The sequence below is a fragment of the Flavobacterium sp. Leaf82 genome, from assembly GCF_001422725.1.
Taxonomy (GTDB): domain Bacteria; phylum Bacteroidota; class Bacteroidia; order Flavobacteriales; family Flavobacteriaceae; genus Flavobacterium.
Genome location: NZ_LMMA01000012.1, coordinates 251,002 through 276,048, shown reverse-complemented (window position 1 = coordinate 276,048; position 25,047 = coordinate 251,002). Strand labels below are relative to the sequence as shown.

Here is a 25,047-nt window from a genome sequence, read left to right as displayed (position 1 = left end):
TATTATTGTTCTATTTTAATTTGATTTTTCCATTCCTGATATAAATCCTGATATTGAGATGTCAGGATTTTGTTTGGTTCAATTCTGTCTAAACATTGCAATCCCTGAAAAGCTTCGTCCAGCGAATTGTAAAAACCGTATCCGTAAGCTGCTCCTCTTGCAGCACCTTCGGCACCGGATGTATTGTATAATTCTAAAGTTGTTTGGGTTGTATTGGTAAAGATTTCCCTGAAAACCGGACTTAGAAACAAGTTCGAATTTCCGGCGCGAACCACAGTTCCTGAAACTCCTGTTTCCTTCATTACATCAAAACCATAATTCATGGCAAACACAATTCCTTCGCAGGCAGCGCGCACCAAATGTGACGGCTGATGTATATTGAAGTTTAAATTCTGGATTCCTGAAGTCGCATTTTTATTGTTGAAGATTCTTTCTACACCATTTCCGAAAGGGTAAAAACGAAGTCCGTTACTTCCTGCGTCTACTTTTGCAGCTTCGGCATTTAGTTTCTCGTACGCAATTAACTCAGCTCTGTCAACCGATATGATTTTTCGCAACCATTGGTATAAAATTCCTGAACCATTAATGCACAGCATTACGCCGTTTCGTTTTTCGACTTTCGTATTATTGACGTGTAAAAAAGTATTGATTCTGTTTTGTTTGTCATAAGCATCCTGATCGCTTACGGCATAAACTACTGCCGAAGTTCCGGCTGTTGTAGCGATTTCTCCGGGTTTCAAAACATTCAATGACAAAGCATTGTTAGGTTGATCTCCGGCTCTGTATGTTATTTTTGCATCAGGATTAAGTCCTAATTCGTTTGCAATATCGGCGTGAATTGTAGCCTGGATTCCAAAATTTGAAACAATTTCGGGAACAATATCTGCAGATAATCCCATTTGAGAAAGAATTTCGGTTGCCAGTTTTCCTTCTGAGAAATTCCATAAAGCTGCTTCTGATAATCCCGAAGTACTTATTTGAGCCACTTTTGATAATTTCGCAGCAATAAAATCACCGGGAAGCATCATATATTTTGCTTTTGCAAAAACTTCAGGCTGATTTTCTTTTACCCATTTTAGTTTTGAAGCGGTAAAGTTTCCGGGACTTCCTAAAATTTGCTGCTGACAATTTTCAGCTCCGATTTTAGTATAAATTTCGTCTCCAATAATGGCTGCACGACTGTCGCACCAAATAATCGAAGAACGAACGGGGTTTAAATTTTCATCGGTTAAAACCAAACCATGCATTTGATAGGCAATCCCAATTCCGGCAATCTTTTTTAAATCAATATCAGATTTTGCACCCAATTGTTTGATTCCGTCTTTTACAAATTGCCACCACGATTCAGGATCTTGTTCTGCCCAGCCAAATTTTGGGGCAATAATTGGCATTTCAAAATCAGGAACGCTAACAGCTCCAATAGTGACTCCTTTTTCAGGATCGAACACTGATAATTTTATCGAAGAGCTTCCTAAATCAATTCCTAAAAAAAACATTTGGTGGTATTTTAAGTTAGTTATAGATTTGTCCTTTTAAACTTATAGTCAAAACGAACTTATCTTATGGTTAATTTGACTACAAGTGTAAAACATTTTTTCTATATTAACAAAATATTAGGGTTATTTTTTTTCAATTCTGATAATAGGAACTTCATTTTTATGAATACAATAAAATATGGTTCTAAATGGAATAAAAAAATATCAAAAAAATAATGAATTAGCAATTTGACAATCAGCCAATTAAGAATTAATATTTTAGAATGGCATTTTTAGCAGAATTCCAAATGATTGATTGTCAGAAAATTGTTGCGTTAAAAAAAATATAAAGCTTTTATCAAGGCTAGTATTCATTTAATTTATTTAATTTGTCAAAATTTAAATAGCATATGGTTAAAAATGTATCCGACGATTCAGCTTTAAAAAGCGAGCAAACCGCAATGAACGCGATCACGATTGACTGTGTCATATTTGGTTTTGATAAAGGAAGTCTTGAAGTGCTTTTAGTACAACACGGAGAAGGAATCAGTAAAGGAAAATGGGGACTTCCGGGAGGTTGGATTTACAAAAAGGAAAGTACAGATAATGCTGCTCACCGATTATTGAACGAACTTACAGGTCTTGATAATATTTACTTAGAGCAATTGAAAGCATTTGGAGATCCGGATCGTTTCCCGCTTCGTCGTGTTATTACGATTGGTTATTATGCTTTGGTAAAAAGAGAAGATTATAATATTAAGGCAGGTTTTACGGCATCTGATGCAAAATGGTATAAAATAAATAGTATTCCGGATTTGATTTATGACCATAACGAAATTTTAGCATATAGCCTGAAACACCTTCAAAACAGGGTTCGTCAGGCACCTATTGGATTTAATTTATTGCCGGAAAAATTTACTTTATTGCAATTGATGCATTTATACGAAGAGATTCTGGGAATAGAAATGGACAAATCTAATTTTAGAAGAAAAATTCTGCACATGAAATTATTAGTTGCCTTAGACGAAAAACAACAGGATGTCTCTCACAGGGCTGCAAAATTGTATAAGTTTGATCCTGACATTTACAATAAATTGACCGAAAAGGGATTTAACTTCGAATTTTAATGACTTTTTCATCACCGCAAAATATTCCGCAAACTACTACTATAATAACCAGAGGTTCAAAATCAGTTATAGACGGCATTTCGATTGACTGTGCTATATTTTCTTTTGATAAAAAAAACCTTGAAGTGCTGTTAGTACAACATGCCGAAGGAGCAAGTATTGGAAAATGGGGACTTCTGGGAGGAAATTTATATCTGGAAGAAAGCCTGGATAATGCAGCACTTCGAATATTATATGAACTTACCAGTCTCGACAATATTTTTCTGGAGCAATTAAAAGCATTTACAGATCCGGATCGTGTAAAAACCGAAAGAGTTATTACCGTTGGTTACTATACTTTGGTAAACAGGGAAGATTATAATATTCAGGCAAGCGTTTCTGTAATTGAAGCAAAATGGCACAAGATTGAAGATGTTCCTGATTTGATTTTTGATCATAACGAAATTCTGGAATTTAGTTTACAGCAATTGCGCAATCGCGTTCGACAAGCTCCGATTGGTTTTAATCTCTTGCCGGAAAAATTTACTTTGTTACAATTGATGCATCTTTATGAAGAAATATTAGGAATTGAATTGGACAAATCTAATTTTAGAAGAAAAATTCTGCATATGAAACTACTTGTTGCTCTCGATGAAAAACAACAAGATGTATCGCACAGAGCTGCTAAACTATATAAGTTTGATCCTGAAATCTACAAGAAGTTAACCGAAAGAGGATTTAATTTCGAGTTTTAAAAACAAAAAGGCAATCTATTGAGACTGCCTCTTTTTTTATGCTCTTTAGATCTGATTACAAACAGGTAAGAACACAAGTGTAACCGTCGAGCATAGGATACGAAGATCCCTGACAGCCAGTTGCCACTAATCCGTAACCAGAAGCGCAAATGCTTTTAGGAACAGTAAATCGGCCAACGGGAGTTACGCCGCCCATAATATTTTTCATTTCATCGTTTGACAGCCTGCCAAATTTTTCGGCCAGCTGCATGGTTTGTTTTTTCATAATTTGTTTGATTTAATTATTAATAAAAAATAAACACTCTTCTTAGATTCCTTTCTTAAATAAATCCTGCGCATAGATTCTTCAGGAAAAGTCACTAAAAAGCAACACTATAAATCGATTACACTTATAGTTATAATGACTACAAGTATAGTTATATTCTGCCAAATCGACAATTATTCGCACAAAAAATACAGATCTTTCAATCAAAAGTAATTTCAGTCTTTTTTTTAATAATCAACTGCCTTAATTGACGCTGTAAAGAAAACATTCTTTAAGTTTTTGATATTAAGTGGCCTCTTGATTATAAATGAATTACGAGTTTATTAGCCTATTTGAAACGGCTTTATGTCCTCAAAATTCAAAATCGAACAACTACATTCCAGAATCCAAAACTTTGCGCTATCTTTGCGCCTTAATAACCTGCTCTAAAGCAATTGCTGCAGCGCAAATTTATACCCTGAAATTACTTAAAACTCGCTTAGAGAATTGATATATTAAAATGAAGAAGATACGTAACTTTTGCATTATTGCACACATTGACCACGGTAAAAGTACATTGGCAGACCGATTATTGGGCGCTACACAAACCGTTACAGCTCGTGAAGAAAAAGCACAATTGCTTGACAACATGGATCTGGAGCGTGAGCGTGGAATCACCATTAAGAGTCATGCCATTCAAATGGAATATACTTATAAAGGAGAAGAATATATTTTAAATTTAATTGACACTCCTGGTCACGTTGACTTTTCATACGAAGTTTCCCGATCTATTGCTGCCTGCGAAGGTGCGCTTTTGATCGTTGATGCTGCACAAAGTATTCAGGCACAAACAATTTCTAACTTATATCTTGCTTTAGAGAATGACCTGGAAATTATTCCGGTTTTGAATAAAGTTGATTTACCAAGTGCTAATCCGGAAGAGGTTAGTGACGATATTATCGATTTATTGGGATGTAAATTAGAAGATATTATTCATGCATCTGGAAAAACAGGTTTTGGTGTCGAAAATATTTTGGCTGCCATTATCGAAAAAATTCCACCTCCGTCAGGAAATGTGGATGAACCATTACAAGCTTTGATTTTCGACTCGCATTACAATCCGTTTCGTGGAATCGAAGTAATTTTTAGAGTTGTAAATGGAGAAATTAGAAAAGGGCAAAAAATTAAATTCATGGCTACTGGCAATGAATATTTTGCTGACGAAATTGGAACGTTGAAATTAAATCAGGTTCCTAAAAATGTAATTTCTGCAGGTGATGTTGGATATTTAATTTCTGGAATTAAAGAAGCCAAAGAAGTAAAAGTTGGTGATACGCTAACGGATGCTAAAACGCCTACAACTAATATGATTACTGGTTTTGAGGATGTAAAACCAATGGTATTTGCCGGAATTTATCCTGTAGATACTGAAGATTATGAAGATTTGCGTTCTTCTATGGAGAAATTGCAATTGAATGATGCTTCGCTAGTTTTTACTCCTGAAAGTTCTGCGGCTTTAGGATTTGGTTTCCGTTGTGGATTCTTAGGAATGCTTCACATGGAAATTATCCAGGAACGTTTAGAGCGTGAGTTCGATATGACTGTAATTACTACGGTTCCTAACGTTTCGTATTTAGCTTATACCAAAAAAGAACCAGAAGTTCCTTTTATTGTAAACAATCCTTCTGACTTGCCTGAACCATCTCGTTTAGACAGAGTTGAAGAACCATATATTAAAGCAACAATCATTACAAAATCTGACTTTGTTGGAAACGTAATGAGTTTATGTATCGAAAAACGTGGTCAAATTACCAACCAAACGTATTTGACTACAGAACGTGTTGAATTGAATTTTGATATGCCGCTGGCAGAAATTGTATTCGATTTTTATGATCGCCTAAAAACAGTTTCTAAAGGTTATGCTTCTTTTGATTACTCTCCTATAGGAATGAGAACTTCAAAATTAGTAAAACTGGATGTTCTTTTGAATGCTCAAACGGTTGATGCACTTTCTGCATTAATTCACGAAGACAATGCGTATAATATTGGTAAAAAAATGACCGAGAAATTACGTGAGTTAATCCCAAGACAACAATTTGATATTCCGATTCAAGCTGCAATCGGGGCAAAAATTATTGCTCGTGAAACGATTAAAGCACTTCGTAAAGACGTTACCGCAAAATGTTACGGTGGAGATATTTCGCGTAAGCGTAAACTTCTTGAAAAACAGAAAAAAGGTAAAAAACGTATGAGACAAGTAGGAAACGTTGAAATTCCTCAAGAAGCTTTTATGGCTGTTTTGAAATTGAATGACTAACTTTTTTTTTAGAAAAAAGAATAAAGAGAATAGAATATAGATTGAACCCGATGACGAAAGTTGTCGGGTTTTTTGTTTGTAAAAAACTAATTTCCCTCCCATTTATATGGCGTTAACCCAACTTATATAACATTATTCCTTCAAAATAAACAGGTAAAAACTTATTAAAAAGTAAGAATATTAACTCAATAACTTCATTTTTGATTCGATTGATTGCTATTGCAGATTTTTAAATTGTAAAAACATAATTTTAATCTTACAAACATTTAAAAGCAATTATTATGAAAACGAAATTTTTTATTATTTTATCGATGCTAACTTTTTCATTTGCGAATGCGCAACAAGAAGAAGTAGACTCTGAAATGAACTCTGCAAAAGGTGTCACTTTTGAAAAAGGAGATATGTTCCTGGAAGGTTCCATTAAAATTAGCACGGGCGGAGAAAGCGATTATTATGGATTTAGTCCAAAATTTGGTTATTTACTAAATGATAAATTTGCTGTTGGGGCAAAACTAAATTACTCTAGTGAAAAAGAAGAAGCTCCGGAAACAAAAACCGATGTATTTGGCGTTGGTGCTTTTGCGAGATACTACTTTTTAGAATTAGACAAAAAACGTTTTAAAGCTTTTGCTGAAGCCGGTTTAGGATTTGGAAGAAATAAAACTGAAATTGAAGGAATAGAAGATACGGATAACAGTATTACTGCGGACATTACTGTAGGTTTAAACTATTTTGTAACCAAAAACATTGCGGTAACTTTTACATTAGCTAATGTGTTAGCCTATAATAGTGTTTCTCCAGAAAATGGTGCGTCATCAGATACTTTTAATTTAAATATTAATTTATTTGAAAACATTTTCGATCAGCCACAATTTGGTCTTTTGTACAGATTCTAGGTTTATATTAAATCAAATATCAAAAAGCTGTCTCAATTTGGGACAGCTTTTTTGTTTTCTTTGAATCTTTACCTTTGTATCTTTGGTTCCTGTAACCTCAACTCAAACCCGAACTTGGGGATGGTAATTTAGAAAAAAATGCTTGACGAAACTCCAAAACGATTCGACCGAATTGTCGCTATTCTTATTCAGTTACAATCTAAAAAAATTGTAAAAGCACAAGAATTGGCAAACCGTTTTGAAGTTAGCCTAAGAACTATTTACAGAGATATTCGAACTCTTGAAGCTTCCGGAGTTCCTATTTACAGCGAAGCCGGAGTTGGCTATGCTTTAATGGATGGTTATCGTTTGCCTCCGGTCATGTTTACGCGCGAAGAAGTAAGCAGTTTTATTGCTGCCGAAAAGTTAATGCAAAAATTTACAGATCCTTCTCTTGGATCACATTATGCAGCTGCGATGTATAAGTTGAAATCGGTTTTGAGAAGTACGGATAAAGATTGGCTTTCGAATATTGAATCCAGGGTTGTCATGCAAACTGCAGAACCGCTTTTTCATGATAAATCGCCCAATACTCTGGCATTGCTTTTTGAAAGTATTGCAGAAAAAAAACAAATTATCTTATCGTATAAAACGCTGGAAGCCGAAGAACCTACCACAAGAAATATAGAACCTGTAGGCGTTTTTCACGATCATAACAATTGGTATTTTCTGGGATATTGCCATTTAAGGAAAGATTATCGCCAGTTTAGAACGGACAGAATTCAGGGTATTCAAAAAACCGATTGTGATTTTACAATAGAACATGATGCTCTGGAAACTTACTTGAATAAAAATGAAACAATCCCAACGACTAAAGTCCGAATTTTAATTGATAAAAAAATTGCCCGATATTTAGAATTCGAAAGAAAATATCACGGTTATGTATCTGAAAAAGAAGTAGACGGAAAAATAGAAATGACTTTTATGTGCCGCGATATAGAAAGCGGTTTTCCGCGTTGGTTTCTAATGTTTGGTGATTATGCCACAATTCTGGAACCGGAAAGATTAAAAATCAGAACGCTGGAATTACTGGATGTTAACCGAAAAAGGTTATTATAAAAAAACTCCTAACCTGAATTTCATTTCATAGTTAGGAGTTTTTTTTATTTAGCACTCTTCAAAAATTCTATCTTTCCCAGAAAAAAGGCGGTTCGATTCCTAAAGCTCTCAAATAAACATATCCTTGTCCGCGGTGGTGCACTTCATTATCAATAAAATACAGGATATTCTGAATTACCGGAAATTCATATTGACCAAAAAGATTAAAGCTTTCATTGAAATCTTCTATCGATAATTTCTCCCAATACTGATTAAGTTCTGCAGTTGCTTCATCCCATTTTTCAAGATATTGCGCTTTAAAAATCAATTTTTCTGATTCTTCTTCACTAAATGCTTTGACTTCTTTAGTAACAATTCCTTTAAGTCCCGGAACTGCAATTGCAAGAAGTTCATCGGCCAATTTAGCGAAAGGTCTCATTCCTCCTATCGAAAATTCAAAGAAGTCTTTTTCAGGAAATAATTCGATCACACGACGTGTAAGGGCGCGATGACCTTGCCAGTGTTTCAATAAATCTTCGGGCGTAATTACTTGGGCAGCTAATGTTTTCATGGTTTTAAAGTTTTAATTATTTTAATACTTCAAAATTATTGAGGGTCGGTGACAACAGTTTGTCAACAGGAAATAAAAAAAGTATTTTTTTTTCCTGTTGACAAACGTAGAGACGCACAGCAGTGCGTCTAACGCCCAGTAACCCCATTTTATGCACAAAAAAAATTTACAAAAGAGATACAAGAAAAGAGTTAAGGAAATATACGCTACGAGATATTGCGTCGAATATAATAATTGTGGTTACGTTGTGGAGACGCACTGCTGTGCGTCTCTACGATATGGATTGTGGATGTGTCTTGTTTTATTTTGATTTTTATTTATTCTTCAACCATTCAAACAGACGATTTGCATCTTCGTATTTAAACAATTGTGTTCCTTCGTTCATTGTTGCAGCTGATCCGCAGGCAACTCCCCAACGAATTACTTCTTTCAGGCTTTTGTTTTGAGATAATGCCCAGACTATTCCGCCTACCATACTGTCTCCGGCTCCAACGGTACTTTTTTTGGCAACATTGGGTGCAGGAACATATTCATAATCGTCTTTTGTAACTAAGACTGCTCCTTGAGGACCAAGAGAAACTACGACAATCTCAGCTCCGCCTTTTGCAATGATTTTTTTAGCGGCTTCGTTTACTTCTTCCATTTCCAGGCGTTCTACCCCAACTAATTTTGCGAGTTCGCCTACATTGGGTTTTATTAAATAGGCTCCGGTTTCCAGAACTTTCTTTAGGGCTTCTCCTGAAGTATCTACAATTAGTTTTGAATTTGATTCTTTGGCAATTTTCGCTACTTTTTGATAAAAATCAGTTGATAAACCTTCGTTTAAACTTCCGCTGGCAACAAGGAATTTTGGTTTTAACTTTGAGATGTTTTCTAAAACTTCTTTTACTTCTGAATCAGATAATACATCTCCGGTAAATCCAAAACGATATTGAGAATTTGTATTGTCATCAACTGCAATAAAATTTTCTCTGGTTGCGGTTTTGGTTTCAATTGCCTGAAAATCTACTGATTCCTTTTTTACTAGATCTTTCAGCATTTCGCCCACTGGTCCGCCTGATGTAAAAACCGCCAGTGAATTTCCGCGTAAGCGAGAAATAGCTTTAGAAACATTTATTCCGCCGCCTCCGGCATCAAATTGTGGTGTTGCGCATCTAATTTTCTGCTCTGCAATTAGACCTGAAAAATGGGTGCTTTTATCTACCGAAGGATTTACGGTTAGTGTAACTATATCGAATGTTTTCATTTTTATCTTTTTTAATTCTTTTAAAGATCTGAAAAAAATGTTGTTTGTAAAAGAAGAAAATCCATAAAAGATTGAGACGACGTTCGCCTTTTCTATAATTCTAACACATAGAAACATAGTCTTTCTTTGGAGTAAAGGCGTTTCAGTCCCGAAACCTAATGTCATTAAGTTAAGCATTTAGAAAATAAATCCGTTTTTATCTGCGTTTTTACGAAGTAAATCTGTTTTATCCGCGTCAAAATTAGACACTGATTTTACTGATTCGCTAAAGCGAAAACGCTGATAAAAACGGATTTTTCTAATTACTTTATTGATTAAACTGTTAAGTAACTTTGTAGATTTCCCCCTTAACTTAATCACATTGCCCGAAGCCCAGGGATAAAAACCTGTCGGGTTTAGCGTATATCTATACATAAATAAGGCGTTCGCGGTTAACATCTCATTGAATTCGATAAAACCTTTGTACCTTTGCGGCTTAGAAACTTTGGAACTTAAAAAGAAATGATCGAAGATAAAAATCCGCAACGTACGAGTATAGCGCAATTAGGTGAATTTGGCTTAATTGAACATTTAACCAAAAATTTTGATGTTACTCAGGAATCAACTTTAAAAAGTATTGGTGATGATGCAGCAGTTCTTGATTTTAAGGATAAAAAAGTAGTTGTTTCTACTGATTTATTGATTGAAGGCGTGCATTTTGACCTGGCTTATATGCCCTTAAAACATTTAGGATACAAGTCAGTTGTTGTAAATCTGTCTGATATTTGTGCTATGAACGCCAGACCAACACAAATAACGGTTTCTGTGGCTGTTTCTAATCGTTTTCCGTTAGAAGCTTTAGAAGAATTATTTGAAGGAATTACACACGCTGCAAAAGAATATAAAGTTGATGTTATTGGCGGGGACACTACCTCATCGCAAAAAGGTCTGATTATTAGTATTACCGCAATTGGTGAAGCTGATGAGGAGGAAATTGTGTATAGAAATGGTGCCAAACAAACAGATTTACTTGTTGTAACGGGTGATATTGGTGCGGCTTATATGGGCTTACAGGTTCTTGAACGCGAGAAACAAGTTTTTCAGGTTAACCCAAACAGTCAGCCTGATCTTGATATGTACAGTTACCTGATCGAACGCCAGTTAAAACCTGAAGCGCGAAAAGATGTTCGTACTTTATTGCACGCTCTGGAAATTAAACCAACTTCGATGATTGATATCTCTGACGGATTATCATCTGAGATTATTCATTTATGCAAACAATCTAAAGTGGGTTGCAATTTATACGAAGATAAACTTCCGCTAGATCCGCAGTTTATTTCGACTTGCGAAGAATTTAATATCGACAGTACAACGGTTGCTATTAATGGTGGTGAAGATTATGAATTATTATTTACAATCGACATTAATGATTTCGACAAAATAAAAGGAAATCCAAATTTCTCTGTTATTGGTCATATGGCAGACGAAAGCGAAGGGATAAATTTAGTTACACGTGCAAATACCCAAATTCCTTTAAAGGCTCGTGGTTGGGATGCTTTGAGTGAGTAAATTTAGTCGCAGTATTCAGTCTCAGTATTCAATTAGTATATAAAAAATCCTAACAGCTTTTAAAGTTGTTAGGATTTTTTTTTGATTGCATCTTAAATCTAAAATTCTTAGAAAAGTCCTTTGCTTTTGGCTTCTTTTACTAATTCTTCGTCTAAACCTGATTTAATTTTTAGTAGTTCTTTTAAGCTTACTCTTCGTTTTTCGATTGCATTGAGAGAAATCGGAATATATTGTGGCATATCTTCGACTGGAGTTCCTTTTGATAAATGAAATAAAATTTGCTTGTCGAACTCGTCAATTTCTATTGAATTATGTGGGGATTGATTCAGTATTTTTTGAACTGACTGACTGTAATATTTATCATTTTTCATGACTTTATCAAACGCGAAAAGCAATTCGTCAAACGTGAGATCGTTTTTAATCACTAAACCATTGGGTTTTATGGTTCTTATTATGGTTTTGATTTTAAGCAATTCTGTATACATCGTTAATAAAATAACTTTGCAGTTTGGCATTTTATCGAGAATGAGTTTTGCCAGATCTTCGCCAGAAAAAATATCTTTTTCCTCATAAGCCGGCATGCTGATATCTAAAAAAGCAACATCAAAATTAGGGGTTTCCGGATCTTTGATTAAATCGTATCCTGATTTACAATCATGGGCCTGCGAAATCAGGAATTCATATTGCTTGGGATTGTAGCGTGTTATTGCATTTTTATATCCTTCGATAATAAAAGGATGATCGTCAACAATCAATATATTCTTTTTAATTAATTGAGGATCTGTGGCGTTTGGGTGAACTGTCATGTATTCTGTAGGTTAATTTTCTGATCTATAGGGACTTTAATCACAAGAAGCGTTCCTTCTCCTTTGGCAGATTTTATGTTCACTGTTCCGTTACATTCTGCAGCTCTATAATAAATGTTTTGCAAACCTATACCGTTTTTTGTTCTGTTGGCATTAAAACCAACTCCATCATCAGAAATTGAGAGCACTAAATGGTCAATTTCACTTTTAAATTCAATTGTAATCGTATTTGCATCAGCATATTTATTACAATTCTGAAGGGCTTCCTGAATGATTCTGTATAAATTAATTTTAACGGCATTACTAACCAGATCCCATTTTATATTAGAATCAAATGATGTAATTAATTCTGAATCATACGTATTTTGCTGATCGTCGAACAATTTGTTCAAAATCGCAATAAAATTATTAATTAATTCTGACTTCTCCCGATTTAAATCATGCGAAATTTCGCGGATATCTTCTTCGATATGCTTTAGTTCTGTGAGGTATTTTTTTCGTTTTGGAGCCGCTTCTGCTTCTTCAACTTTATCTAAGCTGTCTAAACTAATCCTTACTCCAAACATTCTGCCCAGAACACCATCGTGCAAATCCTGCGCTACTTTTTTCTTTTCTTTAATACGGGTTAACTCGATATCGTTTTGCTGGGAAAGCATTAAATTATAAATATCCTCATTTGCAATTTGCTGTTGCTGCTTAAAAATTAATTCTCTGTTCTTAGCTTGCTGGGTTTTATAAACATAGAAAAACAAACCTATCAGGGTGCAAATACTAAAAACGTAAATAAGGGTTTTGTTTTTCTCCTGCAGGTTTGAGTTTTGATCTTTTATTTCGTTGGTTTCATATTCAATACGGGAAAATTTTTCCCCCATCTTACGCTCTGCTTTCTGCAGTTTTTCATTTAAGCTGATATATTCTTTAGAGTATATGGATTCTTTTTTAGGATCAACAACTGCAATTTGTTTAAGGGCCGCTAATGTGCTGTTTAACTTACTTGAAGTACGAGATAAAATCAAAGCTTGCTTTGAAAACTGAATGGCTTTGAAAGTATCCTTTTTTGCCGCATAGTATTCTGATAAATGAATTTTATTTGATACTATTGCTGATTTCAACATCAAACTATCCCTAATTTTTAGAGACCTGAAAAACAACTTTGGCAGATCCTCAGACTCTTTTAGTTTAAACTTAGAATATGCAAGGTTATCTAACAGCATAGCATATAAAATTGTATTTTCTTCGAATAATCTTTTTTCATTTAAACCTCTCTGAAAATATAATTTTGCTTCTTTATAATTGTGCATTTTCATGTAAATGAAACCCAAATTATTTAATGAAGTTGCTGTAAAATGAAGTTCTCTGGGAATTGATTTATCTTCTAAAGCTTTCAGGGCTTTATTTTGAAATTCTAAGGCTTTAGTATATTCTTCTCTTTCGTTGTATAGAATTCCCAAAAGATTATAACACTCATAATATTGATCGTTTACATTTTTTAGTCCTTTTAAATTACGCAAGGCTTTAAAAACTGCTATTTCGCTTTCAAAAAAATCACCTTCATTATATTGAAGACTTGCTTTGCTGAGATAGGTTTTTGCTAAATTATATTCATCACCAATTCGTATATAAATTTTCTCAGCTTTGAAATAATTCAAAAACGCACTATCAGAAATAGACACAGACACATAATAATCACCAAGATAAGTGTATGACTTAGCCATATTTACAGAATCTTTAGTAATACGCGAACGCTCTAAAATTAATTTGGTTGTTTTAAGATATGCTTTCCAATCGCTCATATTGTAATATCGATTGGCAACTTTAAATAAATTTATTTTATTAACGGAATCGTTCTTCTGATTTAAAATAATATCAAGAGATTTCTGATTGTATTTTTGCTTGAAACTTAAAGGCAAATTAATATCATTTGCTAATTTAAGATATACGGGAAGGCTATCTTCTGAAGACGCAATACTTTTATTTACCTGATTTTTTCTATTACAAGCAAATGATAAAACAATAAGTAAAAAAAATAATATTTGACAATTTTTTTTCAATTGTGTTTTTGAATTTCACCAAAAATAGTAAAACTATTAATACAAAAAAAGGCTGCCAAAAAATTGACAGCCTAAGTGCTAAATACTAAATGAATTATTTTAGTCTATTTTTTTATTTCCTCCTAATGACTGATTAACATTAGTGAAATTTAATTGATTGTTATTATCCAATTTATTACCTGTTTCATGAAAATCAAGTTTTCTTTTTTGATTTGTTGTAGCACCACTACCACCTTCTTCAAAAAAGTTTGAAGTATTTGTATTTGATGATAAATTTGTTTCTGGAGTTGTAAATGAAGTTGCTACAATTACTGTAGAAAATAATGCGAATGTTAAAGCTGCTTTTTTCATGATCTGAAGGTATTAAATGTTTGATTTTTTGTTTGGGGCATCATCGCTTTGTGCGAATCATGGTGTAAAACTAACACCTAAATCAAAAAAAATATATACGAAAAAACAGGTTTATGGTAGAACATACCCAATTGATAGTCAATGAGTGGCAAATGAATGTAATCTCTTAATTATTAGACTTCTAGGTAATTTCCTTTAGAAAAATCAGCGATAATTAGATCCACATTTGATTTGTAAGTTTTAGAAAAAGGAATCTTTTTCGAGGAGTTTTTTATGTAACAAACTGAGCTTCCGTTATGAATTCTCGAAATGTAATTTTTATTTATAATATAACTGTTGTGAATTCTGATAAAAGGATGCGATAAAATACTCTCAAAATGTTTAAGTGTTTTAAAAGCGGTGATCATTTCGCCGGAATTCAAATAGATATCCGTTGAATTATTATCGGCCTGAAAATAACAAATATCCGTTGCTGTAATATACCGATAATCACCATATGATTTAATACAGATAATAAGCGGCTCTATTATATTTTTTGTGTTTTGAACAAACGGAAGTACCGAAGAAGGTATTTCTTTGTTTATTTCGACTGCATTTATATTTAAAACGCTTTTTTCAAGTTTTAAAAGTGTTTTAATTAAATCAATTGGCAAAACAGGTTTCAATAAATAATCAAAAACGTTGTACTGAATGGCTTCATAAGCGAGTTCTTTTTTTGCTGTGGTAATAATTATTTTAGGAATATGGGATAAAAACCTGTGAAGCTCATTTATAAAAGCAAGTGATAAATTACTTAATATATTTTCAGGATCAATTTCGAGAAAAATAATCGATGGGTTATGTTCTAAAACTAAATTCAATCCTTCTTCATAATTCGTGGCAGACGCCACAAAAGTCAATCCTGAAAAACCGTCTGCAATTTTTTTGGTTTTCAAAATACTTTCAGCATCATCATCTATAATTATATATGAATAATTTTTCAATATTTAGTTTCTATTAATTTTCCCGAAATCCCAGATAATTACTCTTTTAATTTTATCAAAAAATCATTTTGGTCTTTTATTCGCAATTAAATTACGAATTTCAATTATTTTACTATTTCATTGTTAATACATTATTGTGAAATGTTAACACATAAATGTAAAATGCTAATATATCCGACAAAATACATCTTTACAATTAAAAAAATCCCAAACTCCTATACGGAATTTGGGATTTTATATGTGGGTAATTTAAAATATTACATTTTCATCAACCAGTTTTTCATAGAAACTTCGTTTTCGATAATATCTTTCAATTCAGAAATTTTTACACGATCTTGTTTCATTGTATCTCTATGACGAATTGTTACTGTTTCGTCTTCGATTGTTTGATGGTCTACTGTGATACAAAACGGAGTTCCAAGAGCATCTTGTCTTCTGTAACGACGTCCTACAGCATCTTTTTCATCATAAGCTACATTGAAATCCCATTTTAAATCTTCGATGATTTTTTTAGAAATTTCAGGCAATCCGTCTTTTTTAACTAATGGTAAAACGGCTGCTTTTGTTGGTGCTAAAACTGATGGTAATTTTAAAACTGTTCTTGTAGATCCGTCTTCTAATGTTTCTTCCTGCAATGATGTTGCAAAAACAGCCAGGAACATACGATCTAAACCTACAGATGTTTCTACTACATACGGAACGTAGTTTTCGTTTAGTTCAGCATCAAAATATTGTAATTTTCTACCTGAAAACTTTTCGTGTGCTTTTAAGTCAAAATCTGTACGAGAGTGAATCCCTTCCAGTTCTTTGAATCCAAAAGGAAAATTAAACTCAATATCAGCTGCTGCATTTGCATAGTGCGCTAATTTTTCGTGATCGTGAAAACGGTAATTTTCTTTTCCTAATCCTAAAGATAAATGCCAGTTTAAACGCGTTTCTTTCCAGTGGTGGTACCATTTCATTTCTTCTCCCGGACGTACAAAAAATTGCATTTCCATTTGCTCGAATTCACGCATACGGAAAATGAATTGTCTCGCAACAATCTCATTTCTGAAAGCTTTACCGGTTTGAGCAATTCCAAAAGGAACTTTCATACGACCAGATTTTTGAACATTCAGGAAGTTTACAAAAATACCTTGTGCCGTTTCCGGACGTAAATATAAATCCATTGCAGAATCTGCAGAAGCTCCAAGTTTAGTCCCAAACATTAAGTTAAATTGCTTTACATCTGTCCAGTTTCTTGAACCGGTTTCAGGATCAGCAATTTCTAATTCTTCAATTAAAGCTTTTACATCCTGAAGATCCTCGCTCATACCTTTTGCAAGTCTTTCCAGAATTTCTCTTTCTTTGGCTAAATATTCAACTACACGAGCATTTGTTGTAATAAACTCTTGTTCGTTGAAAGCATCTCCAAAACGAGCTTTTGCTTTTTCGATTTCTTTTTTAGCCTTTACATTTAACTTTTCAGCATAATCTTCAACTAAAACGTCAGCTCTATATCTCTTTTTCGAATCTTTATTATCAATTAACGGATCATTGAAAGCATCAACGTGGCCTGAAGCTTTCCAAGTCGTTGGATGCATTAATATTGCAGCATCAAGGCCTACAATATTCTCGTTCATCTGAACCATTGATTTCCACCAATATTCACGGATATTCTTTTTTAACTCGACACCATTTTGCGCATAATCATACACTGCACTTAATCCGTCGTATACTTCGCTTGACGGAAAAATAAATCCGTACTCTTTTGCGTGCGAAACCACATTCTTAAATAAATCTTCTTGTTTTGCCATAGTGATGCAAAAATATAAAAAGTCCGTTTAAAAAAAAGAAAAATAGTAAAGATTGAAGGATTCATTTCGTTATTTTTGTAACTAAATTCTTTCTATTTGTGTTTAATTATCTTATTAATCTATTTTTCCCTAAGGTTTGTGCCGGTTGCCACACTATTTTACTTACCAGTGAATCTGTTTTATGCACGAATTGCCGACATGAAATGCCTTTGACTCAATATCATTTGGATCCAAAAAACGAAGCTGTCAAGAAATTTTACGGCAAAATTGCGATCGAACATGCATCTGCTCTTTTATATTTTAATAAAAAAGGAATTGTTCAGGAACTCATTCACAATTTAAAATACAAAGGTCATGAAGAAATTGGTACTGTTTTAGGAAATTGGTATGTGGAGGATTTAAAAGAATTAGTTTTAGAAACTGATTTTGATATTGTAATTCCGGTTCCTTTGCATCCTAAAAAATTTAAGGAACGAGGTTATAATCAAGTTACTACTTTTGGAAAAGCTTTGGCCAAAGGTTTAGACATTCCGTATAATGACTCTGTATTATATCGAAAGAAATATTCTAAAACACAATCAAAAAAAAATCTCGAAGGAAGATCTAATAGTATCGAAGATACATTTGATGCGTTTGATACGGAAGAAAATCACAACAAGCACTTTTTAATTGTTGATGATGTTTTAACAACCGGTGCAACTCTCGAAGCTTGTTCGCGGGCTTTATTAAAAATTCCGGGTGCCAAAATAAGTATTGCCTGTATGGCAATGGCAAACTCCTAATCATTATAGAAACTACTAAAAAAAATTCCAAATTCCGACTTATAGAGTTATTGGAATTTGGAATTTTTTTTTGAGGTTTTAATATTTAATTGACGATTATTTTCCTGACGATTCTACGATCTCCATCTATAATGGTAACGAAGTAAAACCCGGAAGACACATTTGATAATTGTATGTTTTGATTAAAGTTTAATGTTCTGTCAAATGAATTTGAATAAACGTTTTTTCCTAAAATATCGTACACAAAAATCTGTATTCGATTGATGGAATCACTTTCAAACTGAATGGTGAAATTTCCTTTATTTGGATTTGGATAAAGCGTAAAATCGATCTTTTCGAGATTAGGTTCGCCTAAAGTAAATGTCTGACTGCAAACATTTAAAGAAGCTGAATTTATTTTTCCAAAATTTCCCGCTACGGCATCACGAACTCTAAAAGTCCAGGTTCCTTTAGGATCTTCTCCATTAAAAATACTCAATGCTTCGACCGGAACAACAATTTGACTTATTGTTTTAGAGCAATCCAGAGGCACTCCGTCATCATCATATTGCAATGCCAAAGTCGATGATATAGATCCACAGCTTCTATTGTATAAATTAACGACAGTTCCTTTAGGACTTACGATCTGAAGTTCTACATCAGAAAGTCTTGCATGGGTAAAATTAACCATAACATTTACATCAGAAACTGATCCTGTAGACGCAGGTACATTTACAGTTCTTGTGGTATAAGTGTTTCCAAAAGGAATATCATAGGCGTTCCCAAAACTATACGAATCACAAGTTGTTGCTGACGTATATCCTACTGCAAATGATTTGCTGTTTACGGCATAATATATATTTGCTGTTGGCTCAACTAATACTCTGCAATTTGTTGATACTTGTACACTTGTAGGTATCTGAACTATTTCTGAACCATCATTTGCTGTGTTTGAAGCTAAAATTACCGGAAATGTCAAACCTCCGTCTACAGATAACTTGATATTTACATTTGAAGATCCTTGCAAAGTATTGGTATTATTCACATTCCAGGTTACTGTTTGAAATGATCCCAATTGCCAGCTTACATCATTCGTATTTTGAGAAGTAACAGTAAATGGTCCAGCATTAGAAACAACATTTACAGTCATGGCATCTGTATTTGTTTGAGCTACTCCGGCTGCTCCATTATCTCTTGCTGTTAAAGTAAAATGTAATGTTCTGGCAATAGATGAAACAGATTCCCAAGTTGTTGTAAGTGTATTTTGAATTACTGTACTTAAAGCAGGCATATATCGAACAGGAGAATTAGTCGGTTTTATAGATCTAAACAAAGGTCCATCTGGTTTTGTTGCATTAGCAATACTATTAGAACCGGATGTAGTTGTTGCACTATCATTTTGTTCCCACGTATACGTAACGGCAGGATTTACAGGATTTGAACCTGTACCGGTTAAAACAAATGGTGTGCTTATTGGAATCGTATAATCCGCACCAGCACCAATTGTTGGCGGATTATTTGATATACTTGTATTTACAGGACAAGTCTTGAAGACCAGATTATTTTGAATTTGCAAAATACTGGCATAAGCAAAATAATCATCAGAATTAGCCTGAACATCATAATCTGTAATTCCGGCATAACCCATTATTGTAGAACCACTTCCTGGTTCTACACTTGTTCCGGTTCCTTCGATAGAATATGAAAAAGTATGCGTTGCCCCTAATTGATGTCCCATTTCATGGGCTACAAAATCAATATCAAAGGTATCACCTTGTGGTTTTCCATCTGATGGTGATGTATAGCCACTTCCTTTTGCCGTAATATTTGATGACGTTGGACTGTTGCAAACACATCCTATACAACCGGCATTTCCGCCGCCGCCCGAAGCTCCAAACAAATGCCCAATATCATAATTAGCTTCGCCTATTACACTAGTTATATTGTTTTGTGTTTCTACGTTCCAAACCTGAATATCTGATCTGTCCTGATAATCTGATGTTCCTGTATTTGCGTTAGAATAAGGATCTGTTGCAGGATTTGTGTATATTATATCTTCTGTATTGGCGATCAAAATTAATTTTACGGCAAGATCTCTGTTAAAAATTCCGTTTACTCTTGTCATAGAAGCATTCATTCCGGCTAAAGCACCTTCTTTTGTACCACCAAAAAAAGCGGTATATTCTCCTGTACAAGACAAGGCTAATCGCATAGTTTTGAAAACCTTGTTATTTGCGGTTGTTTTTGATGTTGATGGCGTATTTTTATTCGAAATTAATTCTGCCGTTTTACAACTTAGTCTTTTCGAGGCATCATCGTTTTTAGCCGATAATACATATTGCGATTGATTATCTGAATCTTGTTCTATATATTCTGATGGTTTATCTGCACGAAGTACCATAGTCTGCAAACCAATTGGCGCCAGACTAAAATTAATTTTAGCCGTTTTATCATCTAGTCCAATTCCTTCATAAGACCTGATATTAGGATACTTTGCCTGTAATTCAGGTTCAAAATTAGAGGATTCCCAGACTTTAAATCTTTCTAAAACACCGTTTGAATTTGGAATGGTAATTTCTGAAGTGTTATTTTTTGACGATTGACCTGTTAATCCTGAAAGTTTGGTCTTTAAGGAATTCGTATTTAACTTATAGTAAAGTCTTCCTGAAACGGACGAATTTATTGTTTTACCTGCAGAAACTGTACTCACTTTTTGCCACAAGTCATCACTCTGAGCGTGAATCGCTGTGCAACAAAGGATAAAAAACAAAAAAAGTAGCTTTTTTTTCATACTCGATTGGGATTGAATAATCAAAATTAAGTGAATTAAATTAAATTCTTACATATATACGACAATTAATGCTTTTTTGTCGACGAGTGGATTCATTTTTACAAAAAGAAACATAATCTTCTTAAAAAATCAATTGTGCTTAGCATTAAATTTAAAATAGATAGTATAAATTTGCACCATCTTAAATTATTTGTTTTGAAGCTCTTTCATTCTATAAACGATTTTCAGTCAACCAAGAAAACGATTTTAACTCTTGGCACCTTTGACGGCGTACATATTGGTCATAAAAAAATTCTGGAGCGAATTACTCAAAACACAGAAAACGGAAAATATGAAAGTTTAGTGCTTACTTTTTTTCCGCATCCAAGAATGGTTTTACAGGAAAAATCAGAAATAAAACTTTTGAATACTATTTCTGAAAAAACAAAACTTCTTGAAGCAACCGGAATTGAAAACCTTGTTATTCATCCGTTTAACGAAAGTTTTTCCAGATTAACCGCTGAAGAATTTGTGCATTCAATATTAGTCGATCAATTTCATATTCAAAAAATAATTATTGGTCACGATCACCGTTTTGGAAGAAACAGAACTGCCAATATTGATGATTTAATTGCTTTTGGAGCTGAATATGGTTTTGAAGTCGAACAAATTTCGGCTCAGGAAATTCAGGATGTTTCTGTAAGTTCGACCAAAATCAGGAAAGCTTTAAACGAAGGAAATATGGCTTTAGCCAATGAATATCTGGGTTATGCATATTTTTTATCGGGCGAAGTTGTAAAAGGAAAACAATTAGGAAGAACAATTGGATTTCCTACAGCAAATATCAAGATTGACGAAGAATATAAATTAATTCCAAAAGTTGGTGTTTATGTCGTGAAAGCCCTTATTGATCAAAAGGAAGTTTACGGAATGATGAATATTGGTTTTAATCCTACTGTAAATGGGCAAAACCAAACTATCGAAGTGAATTTATTTGATTTTGATGCTGATATTTATGGTCAAAAAATTGAAGTTTCATTATTGCAATATCTTCGTGAGGAACAAAAATTTGGATCAATAGATTTGCTTAAATCCCAATTAAATCAGGACAAAGAAGATGCTTTGGCATTTGTGAGCCAGTTATAAAATATTTATTTTTTAGCGAAACATAATTCAATTATCGTTTATGAAAATGTGTAGTCCCTACGGGACAAAATATCGCGTTTGTCATTTTTTTTCTACCAAGATATAATCTCTACGAAATATTTTACTTAAGAACTTTTATTAATAGAAGATAATTTGCATCAGGTTATAATTTTACATCTTTACTAGCAGATCTTCGTCAAAATTACTCCGCTAGGAGTTAAATGTTGGTAGCAAACCATATCGCGCCTAAACAAATGTCCCGTAGGGACTAAACTTCTGAGGTAATATTTTTTCAATTTCTATTCTTTCCCCTTTAATCTTTAATCTTTCTTCTTTACTCTTTCTTCTTTACTCTTTAATTAAAATTACTCTGTACACTTTTTAACATTTTTAAATCATCGTAGTTATTTTTTTAGTAAATTTGATATAGAACTCTGTTTATCAAATATTTACTATTAACTTCTTTAAAAATAACCACTATGAAATTACCTAAAGAAATAACCAACGGTTTTTTGATATTCCTGGGAATAGGAATTTATTTTTTATTGATGAATCTTTTAGGCTTAGCTGATTTATTCTATCTGCGTACCCTGAATGTGTTTTTTATATTTTACGGAGTAAACAGGACCATGAAAATGAATCTTCATGAAGGAGAAACCAATTTTGTATCGAATGCAGTTTCTGCAATGGCAACCTCTGTAGTTGGTGTGGCTATGAGCGTTTTTGGATTACTGGTTTACAGCTATGCAAGAGGAGGAGATGCTTACGTAAAAACATTATCAGAAACCTTTATGTTTGGAGGAAATCCGTCTGTACCTACTTATTGTATTTGCTTACTTTTTGAGGGACTCGCCTCTTCTGTAATTGTTACTTTGATGATGATGCTGTATTGGAACAACAAATATATAGCCGATTAATATTCAAAATCATAAACTCTTAAGCTCTAAAATCATACGAAATAAATTCTATGTTTTTAGAGTTTTTTGTTTTTAGGAAAATCGCCTCAAAATTTCATTTACAGGATTCAGCATTTGGTGATTACAACTATTTAACTACTTTTGAAGCATCAAAAAACAATTTTTCCATGAGCATTACAAAACACAACTGGACTAAAGACGAGATAATCGCTATATATAATAAACCTATGATGGATTTGCTGTATGAAGCAGCAACAATACACAGACAAAAACACGATCCTAATGTGGTTCAGGTTTCTACTTTACTTTCTATTAAAACCGGAGGCTGTCCGGAGGATTGTGGTTATTGCCCGCAAGCTGCGCGTTATAACACCGGAGTTGAAGGCAATGATTTAATGAGTGTAAGTCAGGTAAAAGCTCAGGCTTTGCGTGCAAAATCAAGCGGATCATCTCGTGTTTGTATGGGAGCTGCCTGGAGAAATGTAAAAGATGGCGAAGAGTTTGATCAGGTTTTAGAAATGGTTCGTACTATTAATAAACTGGATATGGAGGTTTGCTGTACTTTGGGTATGATTACCGAAAATCAGGCGCAACGTTTGGCAGAAGCTGGTTTATATGCTTACAATCACAACTTAGATACTTCTGAAGAATATTATAAAGATGTTATTTCGACTCGCGGTTTTGAAGATCGTCTGCAAACTATCGAAAACGTTCGTAAAACGAATGTTACGGTTTGTAGTGGAGGAATTATTGGAATGGGAGAAAGTATCGAGGACAGAGCGGGAATGCTTGTAGCGCTTTCGACTTTAAATCCACAACCTGAATCTGTACCCATAAATGCCTTGGTTGCTGTTGAAGGAACGCCAATGGAGGAAGAAAAACCGGTAGAGATTTGGGAAATGATCCGTATGGTGGCAACTACAAGAATTGTAATGCCAGATACACAAGTACGTTTATCTGCGGGACGAACAAATATGAGCCGTGAAGGACAAGCGATGTGCTTTTTTGCCGGAGCAAATTCTATTTTCGCCGGAGATAAATTGCTTACAACACCAAATCCTGATGTACAGGAAGACATGAAAATGTTTGACTTATTAGGATTGATTCCGCAAAAACCATTTGTAAAAGTTTCGCAGCCACAAACTGTTGAAGCAGCAGATTCTCAATTTACTTCGCTGGGAGAAAAACCAAAATGGTCAAGACCGGGACATACGATAGAAAAAAACCTTGAAGCTTCGATCAAATCAAAAATTTAATTAATAGAGTTAATAAATATCAATAAATATTTTTAAATTGCTTATGACCAGAGTTATAAGCAATTTTTTTTTATTATAAATATGAAATTAACGCAAATTGAAAGGGTAAAAAAAATCTCAAAATCCGATTTTATTTCCCGATATGTAAAAAAACAAATTCCAGTTGTTGTGGAAGAGTTGACCGAAGACTGGCCTGCTTACCATAAATGGAAATTATCATATATTAATGATATTGCAGGTGATATCACAGTACCATTATATGATGACAGACCTGTGAATCATGAAGAAGGTTTTAATGAAGCGCACAAGAGAATGAAAATGAGTGACTATATCTCTCTTTTAGAATCTAAACCTACAAATTACCGCATTTTTCTTTATAATCTAATGAAACAAGTGCCTGTGCTTAGAAATGACTTTTTATGGCCTGATATTGGACTTAAATTAGTCAAGCAAATGCCTATGTTGTTTTTTGGTGGTCAAAATGCCAGAGTATTTATGCATTATGATATTGATTACTCGAACATACTTCATTTTCATTTTCATGGAGAAAAACAATGTATGATTTTTGCTCCTGACCAATCTAAATATATGTATAAGGTTCCGCATGCTTTAATTTCAAGGGAAGACATTGATTTTGATAATCCGGATTATGAAAAATTCCCTGCCCTTAAAAATGCCGAAGGATATATTACGAATCTCAAACATGGTGAAATGTTATATATGCCGGAAGGTTATTGGCATTATATGAAGTATTTAACGCCTGGTTTCTCGATGAGTTTGCGCGCTTTCCCTAAAAGTATTGCCAATTTATCTAAAGCTGCTTATAATGTTTTTATAATGCGTCATTTTGATATTTTAATGCGAAAGTTTAAAGGTCAGAAATGGATTGATTATAAGAACGAAAAAGCAATCAGGAATACACATGAAAATTTAGAAAAGACTTTTTTAAGAAAGGTCTCTTAATCAAAAAAGCAG

21 protein-coding genes are annotated in these 25,047 nt (G+C 33.6%); 11 read left to right on the top strand and 10 right to left on the bottom strand.

The annotated features are described in order from the left end of the window. Positions 1–2 precede the first annotated feature (2 nt). The gene (locus ASF10_RS09770) at positions 3–1,496 is read right to left on the bottom strand and encodes a xylulokinase (protein WP_056248278.1); all 1,494 of its coding nucleotides are present in this window, start codon (positions 1,494–1,496) and stop codon (positions 3–5) included. 389 nt (positions 1,497–1,885) lie between these two features. Here ASF10_RS09770 and ASF10_RS09765 point away from each other — a divergent pair, with 389 nt between their 5' ends. Continuing rightward, the gene (locus ASF10_RS09765) at positions 1,886–2,602 is read left to right on the top strand and encodes an NUDIX hydrolase (RefSeq protein WP_056248275.1); all 717 of its coding nucleotides are present in this window, start codon (positions 1,886–1,888) and stop codon (positions 2,600–2,602) included. Continuing rightward, positions 2,602–3,336 carry an NUDIX hydrolase gene (locus tag ASF10_RS09760; RefSeq protein WP_056248272.1) on the top strand — a complete coding sequence of 245 codons (735 nt, stop codon included), beginning with the start codon at positions 2,602–2,604 and terminating at the stop codon, positions 3,334–3,336. Before ASF10_RS09765 ends, ASF10_RS09760 begins: the two co-directional genes overlap by 1 nt. A 55-nt stretch (positions 3,337–3,391) precedes the next feature. Here ASF10_RS09760 and ASF10_RS09755 read toward each other — a convergent pair whose 3' ends face one another. After that, positions 3,392–3,601 carry a hypothetical protein gene (locus ASF10_RS09755; protein WP_056248269.1) on the bottom strand — a complete coding sequence of 70 codons (210 nt, stop codon included), beginning with the start codon at positions 3,599–3,601 and terminating at the stop codon, positions 3,392–3,394. A gap of 499 nt (positions 3,602–4,100) precedes the next feature. On the opposite strand from ASF10_RS09755, the gene lepA reads away from it, so the two are divergent. The 3 genes from lepA to ASF10_RS09740 all read left to right on the top strand — a co-directional run bounded on the left by lepA (position 4,101) and on the right by ASF10_RS09740 (position 7,891). Continuing rightward, positions 4,101–5,897: a translation elongation factor 4 gene (gene lepA, locus ASF10_RS09750; protein WP_056248266.1), complete on the top strand. Its 1,797-nt coding sequence runs from the start codon at positions 4,101–4,103 to the stop codon at positions 5,895–5,897. A gap of 281 nt (positions 5,898–6,178) precedes the next feature. Beyond that, complete coding sequence (locus ASF10_RS09745) at positions 6,179–6,793, top strand: outer membrane beta-barrel protein (RefSeq protein ID WP_056248264.1); 615 nt, start codon at positions 6,179–6,181, stop codon at positions 6,791–6,793. Between the two features lie 138 nt (positions 6,794–6,931). Then, a complete protein-coding gene (locus ASF10_RS09740) occupies positions 6,932–7,891 on the top strand; it encodes a helix-turn-helix transcriptional regulator (protein WP_056248261.1) in 960 nt (319 codons plus the stop codon). Positions 7,892–7,958: 67 nt separating this feature from the next. On the opposite strand, the gene ASF10_RS09735 is transcribed toward ASF10_RS09740, so the two are convergent. Beyond that, the gene (locus ASF10_RS09735; RefSeq protein WP_056248260.1) at positions 7,959–8,441 is read right to left on the bottom strand and encodes a DinB family protein; all 483 of its coding nucleotides are present in this window, start codon (positions 8,439–8,441) and stop codon (positions 7,959–7,961) included. A 313-nt stretch (positions 8,442–8,754) separates the two neighbouring features. Continuing rightward, on the bottom strand, positions 8,755–9,687 hold the full coding sequence (locus tag ASF10_RS09730) for a 1-phosphofructokinase family hexose kinase (protein WP_056248964.1): 933 nt from the start codon (positions 9,685–9,687) through the stop codon (positions 8,755–8,757). A gap of 501 nt (positions 9,688–10,188) precedes the next feature. Between ASF10_RS09730 and thiL the strand changes: the two genes are divergently transcribed. After that, on the top strand, positions 10,189–11,235 hold the full coding sequence (gene thiL, locus ASF10_RS09720) for a thiamine-phosphate kinase (protein ID WP_056248254.1): 1,047 nt from the start codon (positions 10,189–10,191) through the stop codon (positions 11,233–11,235). Between the two features lie 107 nt (positions 11,236–11,342). Here the strand turns inward: thiL and ASF10_RS09715 are convergent, their stop codons facing one another. The 5 genes from ASF10_RS09715 to ASF10_RS09695 form a co-directional block, all read right to left on the bottom strand. Beyond that, complete coding sequence (locus tag ASF10_RS09715; protein ID WP_056248251.1) at positions 11,343–12,041, bottom strand: response regulator; 699 nt, start codon at positions 12,039–12,041, stop codon at positions 11,343–11,345. After that, a complete protein-coding gene (locus tag ASF10_RS09710) occupies positions 12,038–14,092 on the bottom strand; it encodes a tetratricopeptide repeat-containing sensor histidine kinase (protein WP_056248249.1) in 2,055 nt (684 codons plus the stop codon). Before ASF10_RS09710 ends, ASF10_RS09715 begins: the two co-directional genes overlap by 4 nt. Before the next feature lie 99 nt (positions 14,093–14,191). Then, positions 14,192–14,443 carry a hypothetical protein gene (locus tag ASF10_RS09705; protein WP_056248245.1) on the bottom strand — a complete coding sequence of 84 codons (252 nt, stop codon included), beginning with the start codon at positions 14,441–14,443 and terminating at the stop codon, positions 14,192–14,194. Positions 14,444–14,616: 173 nt separating this feature from the next. Next, a complete protein-coding gene (locus ASF10_RS09700) occupies positions 14,617–15,426 on the bottom strand; it encodes a LytR/AlgR family response regulator transcription factor (protein ID WP_056248243.1) in 810 nt (269 codons plus the stop codon). 257 nt (positions 15,427–15,683) lie between these two features. Continuing rightward, positions 15,684–17,222: a glycine--tRNA ligase gene (locus ASF10_RS09695; RefSeq protein ID WP_056248240.1), complete on the bottom strand. Its 1,539-nt coding sequence runs from the start codon at positions 17,220–17,222 to the stop codon at positions 15,684–15,686. Positions 17,223–17,320: 98 nt separating this feature from the next. Between ASF10_RS09695 and ASF10_RS09690 the strand changes: the two genes are divergently transcribed. Next, complete coding sequence (locus tag ASF10_RS09690; protein ID WP_056248237.1) at positions 17,321–18,004, top strand: ComF family protein; 684 nt, start codon at positions 17,321–17,323, stop codon at positions 18,002–18,004. 85 nt (positions 18,005–18,089) lie between these two features. Here the strand turns inward: ASF10_RS09690 and ASF10_RS09685 are convergent, their stop codons facing one another. Then, a complete protein-coding gene (locus tag ASF10_RS09685; RefSeq protein ID WP_056248233.1) occupies positions 18,090–20,774 on the bottom strand; it encodes a reprolysin-like metallopeptidase in 2,685 nt (894 codons plus the stop codon). Between the two features lie 195 nt (positions 20,775–20,969). Here ASF10_RS09685 and ASF10_RS09680 point away from each other — a divergent pair, with 195 nt between their 5' ends. The 4 genes from ASF10_RS09680 (at position 20,970) to ASF10_RS09665 (ending at position 25,035) form a co-directional block, all read left to right on the top strand. After that, entirely contained in the window at positions 20,970–21,899 is a 930-nt protein-coding gene (locus ASF10_RS09680) for a bifunctional riboflavin kinase/FAD synthetase (RefSeq protein ID WP_056248228.1), read from the top strand. Between the two features lie 479 nt (positions 21,900–22,378). Then, positions 22,379–22,816, top strand: a complete 438-nt coding sequence (locus ASF10_RS09675; protein WP_056248226.1) for a hypothetical protein — start codon at positions 22,379–22,381, stop codon at positions 22,814–22,816. A gap of 167 nt (positions 22,817–22,983) precedes the next feature. Beyond that, positions 22,984–24,072 carry a biotin synthase BioB gene (bioB, locus tag ASF10_RS09670; RefSeq protein ID WP_056248961.1) on the top strand — a complete coding sequence of 363 codons (1,089 nt, stop codon included), beginning with the start codon at positions 22,984–22,986 and terminating at the stop codon, positions 24,070–24,072. A gap of 81 nt (positions 24,073–24,153) precedes the next feature. Then, complete coding sequence (locus ASF10_RS09665) at positions 24,154–25,035, top strand: cupin-like domain-containing protein (RefSeq protein ID WP_056248222.1); 882 nt, start codon at positions 24,154–24,156, stop codon at positions 25,033–25,035. Positions 25,036–25,047 lie beyond the last annotated feature (12 nt).